15 protein-coding genes and 1 pseudogene are annotated in these 18,174 nt (G+C 69.5%); 5 read left to right on the top strand and 11 right to left on the bottom strand.

What is annotated here, in order from left to right:
• Positions 1-121: 121 nt before the first annotated feature.
• From IEY78_RS29870 to IEY78_RS29900, 7 genes are all read right to left on the bottom strand, one after another.
• Positions 122-1,480, bottom strand: a complete 1,359-nt coding sequence (locus IEY78_RS29870; protein WP_189103583.1) for a S8 family serine peptidase — start codon at positions 1,478-1,480, stop codon at positions 122-124.
• Positions 1,481-1,577: 97 nt separating this feature from the next.
• Positions 1,578-3,254, bottom strand: coding sequence for a WXG100 family type VII secretion target (locus IEY78_RS34925; protein WP_268240355.1), 1,677 nt, complete (start codon positions 3,252-3,254; stop codon positions 1,578-1,580).
• Positions 3,255-3,316: 62 nt separating this feature from the next.
• Positions 3,317-3,628 (bottom strand): hypothetical protein, encoded by a 312-nt coding sequence (locus IEY78_RS29880; protein WP_189103585.1) that lies wholly within the window; start codon positions 3,626-3,628, stop codon positions 3,317-3,319.
• A 2-nt stretch (positions 3,629-3,630) separates the two neighbouring features.
• Positions 3,631-4,887 carry a type VII secretion-associated serine protease mycosin gene (gene mycP / locus IEY78_RS29885; protein ID WP_189103587.1) on the bottom strand — a complete coding sequence of 419 codons (1,257 nt, stop codon included), beginning with the start codon at positions 4,885-4,887 and terminating at the stop codon, positions 3,631-3,633.
• A 211-nt stretch (positions 4,888-5,098) separates the two neighbouring features.
• The gene (locus IEY78_RS29890; RefSeq protein ID WP_006602760.1) at positions 5,099-5,392 is read right to left on the bottom strand and encodes a WXG100 family type VII secretion target; all 294 of its coding nucleotides are present in this window, start codon (positions 5,390-5,392) and stop codon (positions 5,099-5,101) included.
• 122 nt (positions 5,393-5,514) lie between these two features.
• Positions 5,515-5,838: a WXG100 family type VII secretion target gene (locus IEY78_RS29895; protein WP_189103604.1), complete on the bottom strand. Its 324-nt coding sequence runs from the start codon at positions 5,836-5,838 to the stop codon at positions 5,515-5,517.
• A 326-nt stretch (positions 5,839-6,164) separates the two neighbouring features.
• Complete coding sequence (locus IEY78_RS29900; protein WP_189103588.1) at positions 6,165-7,811, bottom strand: type VII secretion protein EccB; 1,647 nt, start codon at positions 7,809-7,811, stop codon at positions 6,165-6,167.
• 341 nt (positions 7,812-8,152) lie between these two features.
• On the opposite strand from IEY78_RS29900, the gene eccE reads away from it, so the two are divergent.
• The 3 genes from eccE to IEY78_RS29915 all read left to right on the top strand — a co-directional run bounded on the left by eccE (position 8,153) and on the right by IEY78_RS29915 (position 13,334).
• Entirely contained in the window at positions 8,153-9,379 is a 1,227-nt protein-coding gene (gene eccE / locus IEY78_RS29905) for a type VII secretion protein EccE (RefSeq protein WP_189103591.1), read from the top strand.
• Positions 9,379-10,218 (top strand): hypothetical protein, encoded by an 840-nt coding sequence (locus IEY78_RS29910; protein ID WP_189103593.1) that lies wholly within the window; start codon positions 9,379-9,381, stop codon positions 10,216-10,218. Before eccE ends, IEY78_RS29910 begins: the two co-directional genes overlap by 1 nt.
• 347 nt (positions 10,219-10,565) lie before the next feature.
• Positions 10,566-13,334 carry an SCO5717 family growth-regulating ATPase gene (locus IEY78_RS29915; protein WP_189103595.1) on the top strand — a complete coding sequence of 923 codons (2,769 nt, stop codon included), beginning with the start codon at positions 10,566-10,568 and terminating at the stop codon, positions 13,332-13,334.
• Between the two features lie 93 nt (positions 13,335-13,427).
• Here IEY78_RS29915 and IEY78_RS29920 read toward each other — a convergent pair whose 3' ends face one another.
• On the bottom strand, positions 13,428-13,832 hold the full coding sequence (locus tag IEY78_RS29920; RefSeq protein WP_189103597.1) for a hypothetical protein: 405 nt from the start codon (positions 13,830-13,832) through the stop codon (positions 13,428-13,430).
• 91 nt (positions 13,833-13,923) lie between these two features.
• Here IEY78_RS29920 and IEY78_RS29925 point away from each other — a divergent pair, with 91 nt between their 5' ends.
• Together IEY78_RS29925 and IEY78_RS29930 are read left to right on the top strand one after the other, a co-directional pair.
• Positions 13,924-14,241: a hypothetical protein gene (locus tag IEY78_RS29925; RefSeq protein ID WP_189103599.1), complete on the top strand. Its 318-nt coding sequence runs from the start codon at positions 13,924-13,926 to the stop codon at positions 14,239-14,241.
• A gap of 20 nt (positions 14,242-14,261) precedes the next feature.
• Positions 14,262-15,002, top strand: a complete 741-nt coding sequence (locus IEY78_RS29930; protein ID WP_189103600.1) for a hypothetical protein — start codon at positions 14,262-14,264, stop codon at positions 15,000-15,002.
• Between the two features lie 53 nt (positions 15,003-15,055).
• On the opposite strand, the gene IEY78_RS29935 is transcribed toward IEY78_RS29930, so the two are convergent.
• From IEY78_RS29935 to IEY78_RS29945, 3 genes and pseudogenes are all read right to left on the bottom strand, one after another.
• The gene (locus tag IEY78_RS29935) at positions 15,056-15,646 is read right to left on the bottom strand and encodes a hypothetical protein (protein WP_189103601.1); all 591 of its coding nucleotides are present in this window, start codon (positions 15,644-15,646) and stop codon (positions 15,056-15,058) included.
• Positions 15,647-15,671: 25 nt separating this feature from the next.
• Positions 15,672-16,619: a bifunctional riboflavin kinase/FAD synthetase gene (locus IEY78_RS29940; RefSeq protein ID WP_189103602.1), complete on the bottom strand. Its 948-nt coding sequence runs from the start codon at positions 16,617-16,619 to the stop codon at positions 15,672-15,674.
• A 196-nt stretch (positions 16,620-16,815) separates the two neighbouring features.
• Positions 16,816-18,174, bottom strand: a pseudogene (locus IEY78_RS29945) (hypothetical protein); the annotation flags it as partial.

The raw sequence follows: 18,174 nt of genomic DNA on the forward strand, positions 1-18,174 counted from the left end.
GCACTGACGCGCGAGCCTCGGCCACTCCGGCGAGGTGCTGGCCTCAGCGCCACCGCGGCTGCCGGATCAAGCCGTACTACGACTTCTCTCCCCTGCAGCCGCTGGCTTCCACAAAGGCCCTCTACCGGCCGGGCGGCTGAGTGGGCGGCGCCGGCGGATACGAGCCAGGAGCGCTCGGCTGCTGCTGGTACGGGCCGGGCTGCGCGTACGGTCCGGGCTGCTGGTAGGGACCAGGCTGCTGATAGGGGCCGGGCTGCTGAGGCGCGAACCCAGGGCCACCAAAGCCACCGGGACCGCCGTTGGGCGGCCCATTGCGGCCGTCCTTCTTCTGCCGCACAATGACGATGACGATCACCGCGACGACAACGAGGACACCAGCCGCAATACCCACGATGGCGCCCGTACCGAGGCCATCCCCCTTCTCACCGCTCGCCTGCTGGCCACCGCTGCCTGCGCTCGTGCCACCCACTCCTGCGGATGAATCCGCCTTGGGCATCTTCAGTGGGCCGCTCTTGGAGCCTGCAGGGATGTCCTTGGTCAGCGCGCTGTAGGGGCGAATGATGCCAAACCCGTAATGCGCATCGGGAAGGTGAATGCCTTCCTCGCTCTTCGGGAGGATTGCTGTCTTCACCAGGCGATTGGCAATCTGACCAGCAGTTAGGTCAGGAAATTTGGAACGCAGAAGTGCGGCCGCGCCTGAGACATAGGCCGTGGAATCAGAGGTGCCATCTGCCAGCCGATACTGTCCCGCAGTAGCAGAAGCGGACGTAATCTCTACGCCCGGCGCCGAAAGCATCAGCCGGCTACCAGAGTTTGACTTCGACCAAACCTTGCCGGTCTTGTCCACCGCTCCCACGGAAACGACACCTGGAACGGAGGCCAGGTCGCTGAGCTTGCTCTCTCCGTCGTTTCCTGCGCCAGCTACAACCAGGACATCTTTCTGGACAGCATAGGCTACGGCTTGCCTATCCGAGTCACTGATGCCAGCAGGGTTGATCGACAGGTTGATGACAGAGGCATGGTGATCGACTGCATACCTAATCCAGTCACTCAGACCACTATTGCCCATTCCGACTCCGACTTCTGGAGTCGCAACGGGAAGAATCTTCGCATCTGGCGCAAGCCCCATGACACCGTCAGCATTCCCAGTGCCGTGCCCATGCCCGGCAATGAGTGATGCCATGCCGGTTCCATGATCGCCCGTGCCCTTGCGGTCGCCGCGCCCCCCGTCAATGAAGCTCTTCCCCGCCAGCACGTTGCCGTTCAGGTCTGGGTGGCTGCCATTAATGGGGTCGTCGATTACGGCAACCGTGACGCCCTTCCCTGTTGACTCTTTCCAGATGCTCGCGGCGTCGAACGCCTTGAGTGGCCATTGATCATCCCTGTTCTGATCAGCCAAAGCAGTCGGGGCGGCGCCGAAGAGCAGCGCTCCCGCCACCACCGCGCCGCTCACCGCACGCAGCGTCCGCGTGAAGCTCATGCCGTACACCTCTCCGTAGCGAGGGTGGGGCCCGCAGCCCGAGGACTGCGGGCCCCATCTCGATTCCGCCGAGCACCCTATCTGGGCTGCGTGGCCCCTACTCGATGACCTTGGGCGCCACATTGCGCTCCGGCGTCCAGGTCTCTTCTTCTTCTACCAGGTAGTCGGGGCGCTCTCCGTTCTCGCCCTTCTTGTCCTTGCCCTTGGCGCCGTGCGCACCATGTGCACCGGCCATCCCTGCCGGACGGCGGCCGCCGCCTGCGCCGGCACCCTGCTGCGTGCCACCACGGCTGCGGTGCAAGCCGGAACCTCCCTGGCCCGCGGCTCCGAGCTTGCCGCCCTTGCCGCCGATGACACCGCCCTTCTGCCGAGCCAGCGCACCGCCCTTGCCGCCTGCGCCGGCGCCACCCTTGGCACCGGCCCCCTTGGCAGCGCCAGCAGCTCCACCTATGCCGGGCATGCCTGCACGGCCACCCCGTGCTCCCGCTCCGGCACCCGCACCACCGGCACGAGTTCCGGCACCCGCACCACCTGCGCGGGCTCCACCGGTAGCGCCAACGCCCCCGACCATGCCTGGCGCGCCCGAGCCACCCGTGCCTGCACCAGAGCCCGCACCGATGCTTCCAGCTCCCGCGCCCAAGCCACCGGTACCTACTCCGCCGCCGGCACCCGCACCGATCCCGCCGGCGCCGGCTCCACCGCCGCTCCCCAGACCTGGTCCTCCCGAGAGGCCGTCAAGTCCCGTTCCAATGTTCGGCGCAGGAGCCTTGGGTACACTGCCGATGCCGCCGTCGATTCCATGGGCACGCGGCGGCTCCATCGGCTGCGGCGTCGTGTACCCGCCGCCGCCCTTCATGCCCGGCGCCATTCCTGTGGGCGCGCCCATCTTCGGAGGGCACGGCATAGGACCAAAAGCCCCGATACCTGGGATCGCGCCGCCGCTATCGTCGCCGTCGTGGGCCGGCGGCTTGATGTGGCCGTCATCAATACGGGTTGAGCCGAGCGCCTTGACTCCGACCCGGTACGTCGTCCCCAGCTGCTCCATGTAATGAGCAGCCTGCAGCTGACGCTCCTTCCCCAGCGACAAGCTGTGGCGGTTCTTGTCCATGGCATCCCAGATGCTCATCTTGGGGTTCTGAAGGTCAACCTTCAGCTGCGAGTCATCGCGTCCGTCGCCGCCAACCATCCCGCCCACCAGGCCGCCGACCAGGCCACCAGCACCCGGCATGATGGTGTTGCCGATCGCTGCGCCCTTGCCGACGCCGGAGGTCGCCTTGTCTGCGAGCCAGTCCTCCTTGCTTTCCCAAGAACTCGGCTCCTTGACGTCATCGACGAACTTCTGAACCTCCTTCAGGTTCTCGCCGATCTGCCGCAGGACCTCACCAGTGTTGTGGGGGTACAGCGCAAGGTTCGCGAAGTTCTCGCTGATCTTTTGTGCCGAGGAGGCGAACTGGTCGGCAGAAGAACCGTGCCAGGTCTTCAGCACCTTCTCCACCGCATCATCGAAGTGCTTCTTGATGCCTCCGTCCCACCCTTCACCCACGAGTGAAACTCGGACGTCCCGCCAGCCTTTGGCCACGTTGCCAACCTCTGCGGGGTTGGCCCCCGACACCATCTGCTTGAGGTCGTTCAGTCCCTTCTCAGTGAACTGAGGACGGCTCGTGATGACGTCGTGCCCGACTTCTTGGGCCTCCCCCGACCCTGTTGCCGCCTTCTTGGGTGGCTCCGGCACCGGAACCTTCGCCGGCTTGAACTCACTGCCCTTCGACGCCATCTGCTGTCCCCCACTCCGTCATCGCACTTGCTCTGTCTGTCAACACAATTCGTCAGCCGACGTCACTTCAGGTTCATCGCGTTGTCGGCTTCGGCGTCCTGGTACGCACCCCTGACCTTGGACGACTTCTTCCCGAACGTGTCGATGAGCCCCTCGACCATGTGCATCATCTTCTCGATGTCGCCCTTCATCTTCGCGTGAGCGCCATAGAGTTCCCCCTCCTCCTTGAATCCCTCGCCCAGGGACCCCTTCGGAAGGTAAGTGCTGTTCGTGGCTGTGCTCTTCGAGTCGCCCATTTCCTTCAGGACATGGTTGAGCTCCTTGATGACCTGGTCCAAGGCATCCAGATCAACCCCGTACTGCCCATGAGCCATGATTAAGCCTCCCCGTGTGTTCGCAAACCAGTCTTTCGGCGCCAGTCGCGGAGTGCGATGGCGGAGCCAACTACCGTGCCGACGGCGAGGAGTCCGCCGCCGACGATGTAGATGGAATAGCGGGCGCGCCGGTCCTCGGGGCTTTCGCCGAGGGCGACGGCGACCGGGTGGATGTTGGAACCGTCAGCCACGTTGGAGGGCTTGTCCGGCTTGGGCTCTCCGGTGGGCGTCGTGTTGTCGTTCAGGGCCGCCACCGGGTCGACGACGCCCCAGCCGATGAAGTCGTCCCGGTTCGGGCGGGTGCGCTCGGCGGTCTTCTCCAGGTCCCAGATCAGCTGCTGCGGGGTCCAGCTGGGGTGCTTCGCCTTGAGCAGGGCCGCGGCTCCCGCGACATAGGGTGCCGCGAAGCTGGTGCCCTGGTCGACGCAGTTTCCGCCGTCGGGGACGGTGGAGACCATGTCGACGCCCGGCGCGGCGATCTGGACGAACGGTCCGGACTGGGAGAAGGGTGCCCGCTCGTTGTTGCGGTCCGAGGCGGCCACTGCGAGGACGTTGGGGTAGTCGTCCGAGTAGGCCGCGGGGTACATGTTCTTCTCCCCGCCGTCGGCGCCGCCGTTGCCGGCCGAGGCGACGATGAGGACCTTGTGCGCGTTGGCGTACTTGACCGCGTTCTCGAGGGTGGGCAGCAGGCGCGGGTTGGCGGAGGTGCCCTGCGAGATGTTGATGATGTCCATGTGCTCGTCCACGGCCTTCTTGATGGCGGTGGCGAGGCTGTCGGCGGTGCCGGGCTTTTCCTGCGAGGTCTGCTGGAAGGGGACGACGGTCGCCTCGGGCGCTATTCCGTAGAAGCCGGAGCCCTTGACGGGGCGGGCGGCGATGATGCCTGCCACTTTGGTGCCGTGGCCGACCTTGTCGTCGGTCGGCTTTCCCTTGACGAGGGTGATGCCGCCGCTGCCGATAGCGTCTTTGATCTGCGGGTTATCCGCGTCGATTCCGGTGTCGATGACGCCGACCCGGATTCCCTTTCCCTTTCCGTAGGCCCACATCTGATTGGTGAGTATGCGCTGCAGCGACCACGGGGTCTCTTTGATGTAGTCGGCGCCGAACTTGCACTCACCGCTGTTGAGCGGGACGTTCTCGTCCGCGACGGCCGGTGCGGCGGTGACGCTGGACAGGCCGACGATGCAGGCCGCCGTGACCAGGGCGCCCGTCGTGCGGCGACGGTGCCCGGCTCGATGACCGATGGCGCGAGATCCCACGGGTTGTCTGCTCTCCATGAGGGGCGGAAGGGAGGGAATGGGGAGGAATGAAGTGGGGAGGGAGTGGGGAGGTGAGGTGGAGGAATGCGGGCGGTCGTGTGGACGGCAGAAGGGCGAGCGCACTGAAGCAGCGCGCTCGCCCTCTTGGACCACTGTGCGAGCCTTCGGGGCTGCTCAGCCGATCGCTATCCGTTCGTGTGCCGACGCGAGGTCAGCCCGCCCAGATACCGGAGTTCTTGTGCTCGGTGGCCTGGTAGTTCTGGGCGGCCTGGTCGAGCGCCTTGGCGATGGCCTCGAGCGTCGAGTGCAGGGAGGCCGCGCGCTGGTCCCACTCGCGCTGGCGGGCCTGGTAGCCCTCCTGCGCCGCGCCTTCCCAGCTGGCGGCGATCTTCTTGACGCCCGCCTCGAGGTCGTCGAGCTGCTGGCGGATGTTGTTGGCAGTACCGCGCACGTCGGAACTGGCCTGGGAGATCGTCGCGAAATTAACGAGGATCTGGCCTGACATGGTGTCTCCTCAGGAGTTGATGATGCCTGGTCGATTCATGCCGCAGCGGGCCGGCGGGCGTACCCGACGAGCCCGTGCTGCGGCCGCTGAGCCACTGCGCCGCACGGAGCGGCGCGGCTCCGTCATCCGAACGGGGAAGCCGAGGCGGAGACGTGCGAAATCGACTGGGCCTGCTCCTCTTCAGAGGCGGAGTAGTTCTTCGTGGTCTCGTCGATCGCTTCCTTGATCTCACCCAGAAGCTGGTTGAGACGGTTGGCGTCCTCGTTCACCTGCGTCTGCAGCTGGTTGTACGAGGAGGCCGCAGCACCCTTCCACCCGGACGTGATGGTGTCGACGACCGTGTTCAGGCGCGAGATCTCGCCCTGGATCGACTGGTTGACCGAGGAGATCTTGCCGCTGAACGCGACCATCTCCTCCTCGGTGGTTGTGTACTGCTGACCAGCCATAGTCAACGTCCCCCATGAGACTTGTACGTCGTACCGCGCCGCACCGACGGAGCCGGCTTGCGTGGTGGGCATCTCCTGCTGACGCCTTCGCTCACTTTAACCACTCCACACGCCTGTTCCCAACTGGGGGAGGGCTCTTGTTGCGGGATCACAACATGCTCAACTCGCCCGTGTGGAAACCGCGTTCAGGGAATCGGGGCAGATGCGGTGCTTTCGGTCAGGACGGGAAATTCCGGCCGCACAGAAAGATCGCGGGGACAGAAGTCGCGATACGGCGGGAAGCCGGGCCGATAGTCCGTGAAGGGTATCGGCCCGGCCCCCTCGCGTCACGAAGCCTGCGGCTTGCGGGCGCTTTGCACGTCCAGCTTCGGGCCGGCAGAAAGGAGTTCGGACCAGGTCTTCAGGACGAGCGGCGGATGCGCGTCCTTGTAACCGAGGCGGAGTTGCGACTGGCCGCCCTCCTGGTTGGCCTTGCCGGCTTTCTGACCGTCGTTGTTCTCGGGAACGGAGTAGCGCAGACCGGTGTCGGTGACCAGGAACAGGCTGCCGAACTTCGCGGAAGGCGCGGCGGCCTGGCGGTACAGCAGTCCGTTTCCGGGCGTGACATAGGAACTCGCGCCGGGGGCGATCTTCGCGGGGTAGTCCTTGCCCACCCAGGTCTGCATGTCGGGCACGCCGTTCGGGAATCCGAGCCGCTTGTTCGCCTCACCCGGGTACTTGGTGCTGGTGCCCTTGTAGACGCTGCAGGAGACCCCGTTGTCCGTGGGGCTGATCAGGCCGCCGGTCTGCGAACCCTCCTTGAAGTTGTTCGCGGCGGAGACCGCCTCGGTGGGCCAGGGCATGTCGATGTCGGTGCCCTGGATCTTGCCCAGGTAGCTCTCCGCGCGCCCCTCGTCGTCCTGCTTGAGGGTCATGCTCGTGGTGGAGACCTCCACGGGCTTCAGCGCCGTGCCGTCCGGGTGCACGTCCTTGGCGTTCTGGCCCTCCAGGAGGAGGTTCGCCACGAAGTCGGACACCTTGTAGACGCCGTCGGCCTGGACGACGTACTTCTGCCGGCTGTCGCGCGCCTGCAGCACCGTGCCGATGGTCCGGGCGCTGTCCGGGACGCCCAGGGCGGCGGACTTGTGGCCGGCGCCGGAGATGCGGGGCATGGCGATCGGGACCGGGCTCGGGATCAGCGTGTCCATGAACTGCTGGGAGACCTTCTGCGGTTCGGCGGAGTCCCCGAAGATGATGCGCTGGAGGTCGCTGTTGGCCTTCGCCGGGCCCTGCTCCGGCGCCACCTTCCCGCCCAGGGTGGCGTCGAACTCGAAGGCCATGCCCTTCTCGTCGACCAGCCAGCGCTTCCCCTTGGGGTCCTCGATGTAGAGCGCCTGGTCGTTGTCGAGCTTGCCCTTGCCCTCGACGAGTTCCTTGTCCTTGCCGCCGAGGACGAACACTGTCTGCTGCGGCTTGCTGTTCTCGCCGCTCCCCGGACGGTCGCACACCGCCCAGGTCTTGGGCTTGTCCACCTCGTCCTTGCCGGGAAGGCGGTCGGGCGCATAAGGAATTCCGACGGCCGGGCCGTGCGGCAGCTTTCCGTCGAGTTCGGAATCCTTGACCTGGACGACCTGGAACTTATCGGGGTCGAGAAGAAGTCGGGCCGAGGCGAGGTTCAGGACGGGGTGCAGAAGCTTGTGGCTCTTTCCGCTGGAGTCCGTGTTCGGCAGCACGACATAACGCGTGGTGGAGTCGGATCCGACAATGACATTGGAACCGACGGTGTCCCAGCCCTGCGGGGCAACAGGCCGGAGAATGCCGCAGGCACCGAATCCCACCAGCACCACGACGCCCATCACGATGCTCGGCACCACCGCCTTCAGCGGCTTGGGGGCACTCTCGATCGAACCGTTCGGCAGCGGCTTCAGAAATGCCGCATTCGTGCGCTTTCGAGCAAACGAATACGCATTCAGCTCGTCCCGACGTGATGCCATTGTTGCTTTCTCTCCCCGCCTGTTGGATCCACCGCGACCGCCCCCGGCACTCACGCCGTAGCGCCCTCTACTATGCCGTGTGTCGATCGACCCGTACGGTACGGGTGCCACCTTCCGACGCACCAGTCAGTGGCCGGCGATAGGCCTAGAGCCACACCACCAGTAGAGGAGCAGGCCGGGGGATGTCCAGCGCCACCAGGGCCCGACGCCGCAATGGGCGACAACAGCAGCAACAGCCTTCTGCTGCACCGCAATCCGCGGGAAATGCTGACCAAAACGGCACAGCTCAGGGCAATAGAGAAAATGGCGGTCCGGGCTCCGCGGCCCGCCCGGCCGGTCCGGTGGCACCGCGGCTGCGCCAACAGGCCGGGACGATCGGCGGCGTCCGCGTACAGCAGCTGGCCATCATCGAACTCGCCGTGGCACTGGTGCTGGTGGGCTGGACGATCCATCCGGCCGCGCTGACCGTGGCGATCGTGATCGCGGCGGTGCTCATCGTCTTCGCGCTCGGCCGGCGGCGGCGCATTCCGCTGCCGGAGTGGATCACCACCGTGCGCGCGATGAAGCGCCGCGGCAAGAACAGCGCCGCCGCGCTCGCCGCCACACAGGGCGCCGACCCGGCCTTCGCCCCGGTCGTCGAGTGCGAACCGGCGCTGCAGACCTACGAGTTCACCACCGAGTCCGACCAGCGGGCCATCGGCTTCGTCGGTGACGGCACGTTCCTGACCGCCCTGGTCCAGGTGGACGCCCGGGACGAGCCGCTGCGGCCGCAGCGCGGCAGCCACATGCTGCCGCTCGACGTGCTGCACACCGCGCTCGACATCGAGGACATCCACCTGGAGTCGGTGCAGTTCGTCCAGTACACCCAGCCCGCGCCGGCCCCGCATCTGCCCGAACAGGCCGTCGCGGCCCGCTCGTACGCGCCCCTCCAGGCGCAGACGCAGACCCCGGCCCTGCAGCTGACCTGGATCGCGCTGAAGCTCGACCCCGAGCTGTGCGCGGAGGCGATCGAGGCCCGCGGTGGCGGGATGGAGGGCGCCAAGCGTTCGCTGCTGCGCGCCGCCGACCAGCTCGTCAGCCGGCTGACCGCGCACGGGGTGCGCGCGCGGGTGCTCGACGAGCGCGAGGTGGTGGCCGCGATCGGCACCGCGGTGTGCGTCAGCCCGCGGGCGGCCAACGGCGCGATGGGGCGTGAGGGCCGGGCGGCCCGCCGCACCCAGGAGACGACCCGGGCCATGCGCTGCGACGACCGCTGGCACTCCACGTACTGGATCGGGCGGTGGCCCCAACTGGGCGAGGGCGGTGTCCCGTTGGCGGCCGTCACCCAGCTGCTGACCAGCACCCGGGCGATGGCCAGCACCTTCGCGCTGACCGCCACGCACGGCGGCGGGCGCGCCCCGGCGATCTCGGGCTACGTCCGTCTTTCCACCCGCAGCGAGGACGAACTCACCGCTGCACAGAGCGAGTTGGAGCACCGTTCCGGTTCCGTGAAGGTCGGCCTCGTCCGGCTCGACCGGGAACAGCTGCCCGGCCTGCTGGCCACGCTCCCCCTCGGAGGTACCCGCTGATGGCCTCTCCCACGTATCAGCCCCGTGCCAACACCAACGGCAACGGCTGGCGCAATCCCGTCGGGGGCACCGACGGCAGCCGCCGGCCCTCGCACCAGCCGCGTCAGGAGGAGGAGCAGGCGGGCCCGGGCGGCCCGAAGCTGCTGCCCGGCTACGGCCTGCGCGGCCCGCGGCGCAGCCCGCACGTCCTGACGCCCGAGTCGCTCGCCTCGCTGACCCTGCCGGTCGGCGACGACGGCGTGATCATCGGCATCGACCCGCAGAACCAGCCCGCCGTGCTGAGCCTGCTGCGTCCGGCGCCGCTGGAGATCGTCCTGGTCGGCAGCGTGTGGATGGCGCAGGTGCTGGCGCTGCGCACGGTCGCCACCGGAGCCCGGGTCGCGGTCGAGACGGCGCGGCCCCCGGCCTGGGCGCAGATGGCGCAGGCCGCGGGCGGCGGACAGCAGTGTGTGTCGGTCCACGACGTACGCCAGATCGCACCCCAGGGCCCGTCGGTGTCAAGCCCCGTTCTGGTCATCCGGGACATGGGCGCGCGGCCGCCGCGCAATCAGCTCGCCCCAGGCCCCTGGCAGTCGGTGCTGACCGTGCTGCCGTTCCTCGGGCCGCGCTCGCCGCAGATGCTCGGCCGCGCCGATCTGGTCGGTCTGCAGCGGCTCTCGCCCGAGGAGGCGGAGGTTGTGACGCGAATCATGCGGCTTCCGGAGCAGGTCGGCGCGGTGCTGCCGACGCTCAGCGACAACGCCATGCTGTGGTGCTCGCGCGACGGCCACCAGTTCGTCATGACCCAGCCCACGGACGCGGAGACCCAGCTGCTCGGCGGGCCGCGCCGCATGGACTGAGCAACTGACGGGTGCCGCGGGCGGGTTGTCCGCGGCGCCCGTCGGTCCGTGCACGACCGCATCCACGGCCGTGCGCGGACACGGAGACGGGCGCATCCTCGGGTGCGCCCGTCCGTCGTGCCGAAAGGGCACGAAGACGACATGACATCGACTGCCACTGCGCGCCGACTCTTGATTAGGCTGTGCGGGAGAGCCGCAGGAGCACAGCCCGACGGCAGTCGATACGGGGATGGACAGCTAGTCTGGGCGCAACCCCGGGTGGTGTGTTCCGACTTCCGCTACATCCGATCGATCCGCCTGTATCCGGTCCTGCCGTTCAGGTGCGTTGCAGTACACCAGGAGGCACAGTGAACGAGCAGGAGGCTTTCCGTCCGGACGGAAACGATCCTGACGACGACCAGTCCGAGTTCGACCTGACCGGTGAGTTCAAGATCGACTTCGCCGCGCCGGCCTGGTATGCGAGCAACGACACCAGTGGTGGTGGCGCGGGTGCTGCGGCCTCCCCCGCGGCTCCTCCTGCGTCTTCGTCCACCCCTGCGCCCCCCGGGCCGCCGACGGGCCAGCCGCTGCCCGGGCCCGCTCAGGCCGCGCCCCCCGGCTTCCCGACGCTCCGCCCGCAGGACGCGGGCACCGAGACACCGGCCGCCACCACTCCCCCGGCCGTGCCGGAGGCCCCCGCGGATCCCGCCCCGGCCGCGGACGCCGGTGCCACCGGCGGCAATCGGCGCGCCGGCACCGGCGGCGACCCGTCGGCCGCGCTCTGGGACGACGACGAGGACGACGCGGCCGACGACACCGAATCCCGGGGCGCCGACGTGTCCGCGCCTGAGCCCGCGCCCGCCGACCCGGCCCCGCGTCCCGAGGCCACGGCCACTGCCGCCGCCGCTATCGGCGAGGACGGCGTTCCGGGCCCCGAGGCCGCCGCCGTTCCGCAGCCCCCCATGCAGCCCGCACCCGACGTGCCCGGCCCCGATGCCGCCGCGCAGGGCGCCGGGCCCACCGCGGGCCAGCAGCCCGAACAGGGTCAGCAGGCTCACCAGCCGGATCAGGGCCAGCAGCAGCCGCAACAGGGCGTGCCGCACCAGGGAGTTCCTCAGCAGGGCGCTCCTCAGCAGGGCATGCCCCCGCACGCCGTTCCGCAGCAGGGTGTGCCGCAGCAGGCCCCGCCGCAGATGCCCCCGCAGGCCGTGCCCCAGCAGGGGGTTCCTCCGCAGGGCGCACCGTGGGGCGCCGCCGCCGACGGCAGCCAGCAGGGCGTTCCCGGGCAGGGCGCACTGCCGCCGCTGCCGCCGGAGTTCCAGCCCGCCGACCCGCGTGCCCAGGCCCAGGCCGCCCAGCAGGCACAGCAGCCCCAGCAGGGCCAGCCGCAGGCCCCCGTGCAGCACCCGCAGGCCGGCCACCCGCAGGGCCAGCAGGGGCAGTACGGTGGCTACCCGCAACAGCAGCAGGGCGGGTACGGCTACCCGCAGCCCGCCTACGGCTACCCCCAGCAGGGCCAGCAGCCGCAGCACCCCCAGGCGGCCGCGCAGCAGCCCGCGTACGGCTATCCACAGACCGGCGCGCAGGGCTACCCGCAGCAGGGCCAGCAGGCGCAGCAGGCCTACGCCCAACAGCAGGCCGCTCAGCAGGCCCAGGCCGCTCAGGCTCAGGCGGCCCAGGCGCAGGCCGCTCAGGCACAGCAGGCTCAACAGGCCGCCCAGGCACAGCAAGCCCAGCAGGCTCAGCAGCAGGGGCAGCAGGGGGCCCAGCAGGGCCAGCAGCCCCCCTACCAGCCGCTCCCGGGGCAGCAGGCCGGCGACCCGAACGCGGCGGCGAACTACGCCTCGTACTCGCAGCCGGGCCAGCAGCAGCCGCAGCAGCGGGCCGCCCCCGGCGCGCCGCTCGGCTACAGCGCCGCGGTGGAGCTGACCTCCGACCGGCTGCTGCGCAACCAGCCCAAGAAGCGCAAGCCGGGCGCCAACGCCCAGCCGTCCAAGTTCAAGCTGGGCGCGAAGAAGGAAGAGGCGGAGCGGCAGCGCAAGCTGGAACTGATCCGTACGCCGGTGATGTCCTGCTACCGGATCGCGGTGATCAGCCTCAAGGGCGGCGTCGGCAAGACCACGACCACCACGGCCCTCGGCTCCACCCTCGCCTCCGAGCGGCAGGACAAGATCCTGGCGATCGACGCCAACCCGGACGCCGGCACGCTCGGCCGCCGGGTGCGCCGCGAGACCGGTGCGACCATCCGCGACCTGGTGCACGCGATCCCGCATCTGCACAGCTACATGGACATCCGCCGGTTCACCTCGCAGGCCCCCTCGGGCCTGGAGATCCTCGCCAACGACGTGGACCCCGCGGTCTCGACGACGTTCAACGACGAGGACTACCGGCGGGCGATCGACATCCTCGGCCGGCAGTACCCGATCATCCTCACCGACTCGGGTACCGGTCTGCTCTACAGCGCGATGCGCGGAGTGCTCGACCTCGCCGACCAGTTGATCATCATCTCGACCCCGTCCGTGGACGGTGCGAGCAGTGCGAGCACCACCCTGGACTGGCTGTCCGCGCACGGCTACGCCGATCTGGTGCAGCGCGGCATCACGGTCATCTCCGGGGTCCGCGAGACCGGCAAGATGATCAAGATCGATGACATCGTGTCGCACTTCGAGACCCGTTGCCGCGGGGTGGTGGTCGTCCCCTTCGACGAGCATCTCGCCGCCGGCGCGGAGGTCGACCTCGACATGATGCGGCCCAAGACGCGCGAGGCGTACTTCCACCTCTCCGCTCTGGTGGCCGAGGACTTCGCCCGGGCACAGCAGGCCCAGGGCATGTACCCGCAGCAGCAGATGGGCGACCCGTACGCCGCACAGCAGATGGGCAACGACCCCTACGCCCAACAGCAGTACGGCCAGCAGGCCCAGCAGCCCCAGCCGGGTCAGCAACCCCAACAGCCGCAGCCGGGCCAGCAGGGCCAGCCACCGGCCGGCTACCCGCCCCAGCAGGGCGGCTGGACCCAGCAGCCCACCCAGCCGCCGGCCCACTGGCAGCAGCAACAGCCCGCCCCCGACGCCCCGCAGCCCGACCAGCAGGGCGGCGGCCTCGGCCCGGGCTGGCAACAGCAACCGCCTCCGCAGTGAGGCAGATGTAAACCAGTAAGGGCGGGGCCCCACCGGTTGGTGGGGCCCCGCCCTTACTGGTTCAGCTGTGCGGCGTCCACCCGGCCAGGCGGTCTAGGGCCGCCAGTCACCGCTGTGCTTGCCGGGACCGGAGCGTGAAGCACCACCCCGCCCGAGCATCCGGCCCCGTTCCGACTGCTCCTGATCGATCTCCGCCTGGTAGGCGTCGAGTTGACGCTGCCCCTCGGCCTCGGCCTCACCCCGCTCCGCCGCGCTCATCCCGTCAATGGCCCGCATGCCCGCCCGCGCCTTCTCCTGCAGCGCTTCGCGGTACGCACCGACCTGCAGGGCCTCCCGAAGACCGACCCGACCCGACAGAACCTCCCGGGCCATTTCCTGGAGCGCACCGTTGCCGCTTTGACCGGCCAGCCGTTGCATGGATGTGCGCAGGGCACGCGCTCGGGCCTGGTCCTTGGCCAGCGCCATGAACTCCTCGTCACCCACTTCGTTCTCCGGCATTCCGGCTCGCCTCCACATTCGATCTTCTGACGGTACGGCGATACAGTATCCGACTGCCGCACAAGGGAATTGGGAACAAGGGGGCGCAGGAATGACGTTCGATGTTCGTCCAGAAGACCTGGAAGGTTTTGGACGACTGGTGGGGCGCGCAGCACAAGACGCGGAACAGGGCAAAGAGTACATTCACAAATTCGGCGACATGGGAACGTTCAGTGGCCAGGGCCTGATTTTGTGGATGACGGATCTGCACCCGCAGGCAATGGATTCCGTCGACAGCGTGCTCAAGCGAATGAGCAGCCTTCTCGACGCCAGCGCCAAGGAGCTGCACAGGTCTGCCGGGTTCTATCGGCAGACCGATCATGACCAGGCGGCCAAGATGGACGGCACATATCCGGCAAGCAAGCGCTGACCGGCAGGAAAGGATTTGCCATGTCATTCGCAGACATTGCCGACCCGGTCAGCCGGCTGAAGGCCCCCGGAGAGCCCGAAGAGCTCTCCAAGGGGCTCGTGGGCGAAACCGTCAGTACGGTCAGCGACTGGCTCAGCCCCAGCTATTGGGCGCTCGAGACGGTCAAGTTCATCTTCGGCATCGACCCGCTGGAAGAGGTCCTCAAGTGGTTCGAGGGCGACTGGGAGTCGTATGCCAAGTGCGCCGAGGTGTGGTCCAACACCGGGAAGATGGCGAAGGATCTGGCGGCGAACATCCAGTCAGGCAACAAGGCACTGGACGCTTCCTGGGACGGCAATGCAGCCGACGCCGCCTATGTGTACTTCGATGAGCTGGCCAAGAAGATCGCATCTCTCGAGAGCGATCTGAACGAGCTGGAGCGCTACTACAAGGACGTGGCTCTGGCGGTCTCTCAGGGGGTGGACCTCGTCAAGGGGCTGCTGACCGAGATGGCAGACCAGTTGATCATCGCCGAGGTCGAAATCGCCGCGGGCACCGCTCTCGCCGAAACAGGCGTAGGCGCCGTCGTCGGCTATGCGGCCGCGGCCCTGGAGATCGCCAAGGTCATCAAAACCTGGGGAAAGGTCACCGAGGCATACAGCGCCGCGGACAAGACCGTCAAAATCGCGGTCACGGCTTCCGGCGCCATTGTCGGGCGACTCGGCGCCGCCCTGCATCATTTTCCCGATCCGGGCGTGAGCTACGACAATCCGGCCGTGTGAGGAAGGGCGCCGAGTGCTCGCGACGATCGTCGAGCCTCTGCGCCCGTACTGCCTTACTGCGACTGCATCCAGGTGAACAGCATGCACACCGCCGCGCCCCCGATTCCGACCAGGAAGAGCCATTTGCGCGCTTCCCCCGCTCGGGTGCCGGAGACCGAACGGTTGATCATGAGCATCTGGGCGCCGCCACGCGGGAACATCCCGGTCGCGGCGAACGGCAGGCCGATGGCGGCAACCACCCAACCGCAGAAGAACAGTGCGATCCAACGGGAGACTTCACCGGGACCGGTCCGCAGATACTCATTGCCCGACTGCTGGACCGGGATCTTGTCGCCCGGCTTCCGGTCCGCCCGGACCGTCGCCGTATCGTCCGTGCTCCGGCCGTCGCCGGAACGGAAGGTGCCCTCGCACCACGTGGTCTCACTGCGGTGGCCCGTCGTGCCGGAATGCTCGACACGGCAGCTCTTGACCGTCAGGGTGCCGTGCGTCCCGGCAATTCCGCCGGCATGCGCGGCGTTGGAGAACGCCATGCCGAACATGACCAGTGCGACGACGAAGAACAGCGCACCGAGCGCCCGGCCGCCGATTCCGGGCCGAGGCAGTTCCGGTGCCGTCACCGACGGCGCCAATTGCCCGAGTTCCATGGTCCCCCCTTCCTCTGAATCGCGGTCAGATCGCCTCCGCGATCAGCCCCCGTGCCAGTTTCACGTCCACGGCCATGCGTTCCAGGAGGGCGTCGAGGGTGTCGAACTTCTCCTGGCCGCGAAGGTAGGCGAGGAAGTCCACGGCGACGTGCAGGCCGTAGAGGTCCAGGCCGACGCGGTCGATGGCGTACGCCTCGACGGTGCGGGTCTTGCCGTCGAACTGCGGGTTGGTGCCGACCGAGACGGCGGCCGGCATGGCCTCGCCCTCGACCTGCAGCAGGCCCGCGTAGACGCCGTCGGCGGGGATCGCGGTGTGCGGCAGGGTCTCCACATTGGCCGTCGGGAAGCCCAGTTCGCGGCCGCGCTGGGCGCCGCGGACGACCACGCCCTCGACGCGGTGCGGCCGTCCCAGGACCTCCCGCGCCCCGGCGACATCGCCGTCGGCGACCAGTCGGCGGGTGAGGGTGGAGGAGAAGGCCTCGCCGCCGCCCGCCGCGCCGCGCTCGTAGAGGTCGATGACCTCGACGGTGTAGTCGTAGGTGGTGCCCAGTTCGGTCAGGGTGGCGACATTGCCCTTCGCCTTGTGCCCGAAGCGGAAGTTGGGGCCCTCGACGACGACCTGGGCGTGCAGCTTGTCGACCAGTACCTTGGCCACGAAGTCGGCCGGCTCCAGCGTCGAGAACTCCTTGGTGAACGGCAGGACCAGCACCGCGTCCACCCCCAGCCCCGCCATCAGCTCCGCGCGCCGGTGGTGCGGCGCCAGCAGCGGCGGGTGGGTGCCGGGGCGCACGACCTCGCTGGGGTGCGGGTCGAAGGTCACGACCACCGCGGGAATCCCCAGCTCACGGGCGCGCGCGACGGCCTTGCCGATGATCAGTTGGTGGCCGCGGTGCACTCCGTCGTACGAGCCGATGGTGACGACGCTGCGCCCCCAGCCCTCGGGGATGTCCTCCAAGCCACGCCAGCGCTGCACTCTGCCCGCTCCTCGCCCGAACCCTGTCCGTCCCGTGCGCCAATTCGGCATGGCGCAGGTCTAAGACTGCCATGCCGTGGGTGGTGCTCCGCGCGAAGGGGGGTTCCGGGCGGCCCCGCGGACCGGAACCGCCGCAGGCCACGGGCCTCACCGGCCGCGCTGCGCAGGCCGCTCCGCCCGGGCCGGGCCGCCGCGGTCAGCTGGGGCACCCGGTGAGCGTGACACGGGCACCGGGGCCCACCACCGCCGCCCACTCCCCCGGCTCGTCCGCCACCCAGTCCTGCATCCGCCGGGCGAAGCCGGGCACCCGCCCGCCCAGTTCCACCAGCCGCCGGTCCAGGCGGGCCGCGCCCTGCGGGGTGCGCACCAGCAGCGTTGCGGTGCGGTGCACCAGCTCCCGGGTGCGGTCCGCCGGCCGCCGCTCCGCGCCCTCGGCGGCCGCCCGGAGCAGCGCCTCCAGCACCCGGGTGTCCGGCCCCGCGCCGCCGTGTCCGCCGCGCGCCGTGGGGACCGCCGGGAGGGCCGCCTCCTGGGCCAGCAGCACGTCGAGCAGTTCGCGGCGCAGCGGGGCCGAGGCGCCGGAGCCGGCGCCGGCCACCACGGCCGCGAGGGCGCAGCGGACCGTCACGGGGCCTCCGGTCAGCAGTTCCACGGCGAGCGGGCGCAGCGCGGCGCGGGCGGCCGGTCCCCGTTCGAGGCGGTGGTCGAGGAACTCCGCGACCGGCCGTGCCACGCGCTCGGGGCAGTGCCGGGCGCAGTCGCGGACGAGGTCGGCGATGCGCGCGGCGAGGTCCGGTGCGTCGATGCGGGCGAGCATGCGCAGCAGCGCGTCGGCCACCGGCGGGCCGTCGCCGCCGACCAGCCGGGCCCGGAAGGCGTCCAGCACCACCTTGGGGTGCTCGGGGAGGGCGGCCGTGAACGTCGCGGGCGGCAGCTGCGGGTCGCCCGCGACGAAGCGGGTCAGCGCGCGGTCCAGGAAGCGGGCGCGGGTGGCCGGATCGCCCACCAGCAGGGCGAGCGCGGAGCCGTGGTGGGCGGCGTCGGCGCGCCGGGCGAGGAGGCACAGCGCGGCATAGCGCAGCAGGGCGCGGTCGGCCGTGGCGGTGGCGTGCGGGGCGGCCCGCAGGCCGTACGAGGCGGCCGCGGCCCGGCGCTCGGGGCGTTCGTCGTGCGCCCAGCGGTCCACGGCCCGGCACACCGCCGCCGGCTCGTCCTCGGCGAGGGCGTCCATCAGCTCGTCGCCCCGGGGGTGCGCGGCGGCCACCAGGGCCTCCAGGAGCGCGTCGAGCGCCTGCCGGCGGTGGGTGTGCAGCAGGGCCTGCGCGGCGGCGGCGACGGTGATCTCCCGGGGCAGTGCGCGCGGGGCCGGGCCGGCGCCGTCCGCGGCGGGACGGTGGAGCGGGCGGGTGTCGTCGAACCAGGCGCACAGCAGCGGCTGGATGCCCTCCGGGTCCGTACGGAGCAGGGCGGCCGCGGCGTCGAGGAACCGCAGGCGGGCGCCGGTCCCGGCGGACGGCTGGTCCGCGGGGTGCGGGCGCTGGCCGCCGACCCGGAC

This window comes from Streptomyces kronopolitis, from assembly GCF_014646275.1.
GTDB lineage: Bacteria > Actinomycetota > Actinomycetes > Streptomycetales > Streptomycetaceae > Streptomyces > Streptomyces kronopolitis.

Bases quoted from the DNA above. Each gene is read 5' to 3' on its own strand.
- IEY78_RS29935 (WP_189103601.1), bottom strand. From the start codon at position 15,646: ATGGAACTCGGGCAATTGGCGCCGTCGGTGACGGCACCGGAACTGCCT.
- IEY78_RS29880 (WP_189103585.1), bottom strand. From the start codon at position 3,628: ATGGCTCATGGGCAGTACGGGGTTGATCTGGATGCCTTGGACCAGGTC.
- IEY78_RS29870 (WP_189103583.1), bottom strand. From the start codon at position 1,480: ATGAGCTTCACGCGGACGCTGCGTGCGGTGAGCGGCGCGGTGGTGGCG.
- IEY78_RS34925 (WP_268240355.1), bottom strand. From the start codon at position 3,254: ATGGCGTCGAAGGGCAGTGAGTTCAAGCCGGCGAAGGTTCCGGTGCCG.
- IEY78_RS29900 (WP_189103588.1), bottom strand. From the start codon at position 7,811: ATGGCATCACGTCGGGACGAGCTGAATGCGTATTCGTTTGCTCGAAAG.
- IEY78_RS29925 (WP_189103599.1), top strand. From the start codon at position 13,924: ATGACGTTCGATGTTCGTCCAGAAGACCTGGAAGGTTTTGGACGACTG.
- IEY78_RS29910 (WP_189103593.1), top strand. From the start codon at position 9,379: ATGGCCTCTCCCACGTATCAGCCCCGTGCCAACACCAACGGCAACGGC.
- IEY78_RS29920 (WP_189103597.1), bottom strand. From the start codon at position 13,832: ATGCCGGAGAACGAAGTGGGTGACGAGGAGTTCATGGCGCTGGCCAAG.
- IEY78_RS29930 (WP_189103600.1), top strand. From the start codon at position 14,262: ATGTCATTCGCAGACATTGCCGACCCGGTCAGCCGGCTGAAGGCCCCC.
- IEY78_RS29890 (WP_006602760.1), bottom strand. From the start codon at position 5,392: ATGTCAGGCCAGATCCTCGTTAATTTCGCGACGATCTCCCAGGCCAGT.
- IEY78_RS29895 (WP_189103604.1), bottom strand. From the start codon at position 5,838: ATGGCTGGTCAGCAGTACACAACCACCGAGGAGGAGATGGTCGCGTTC.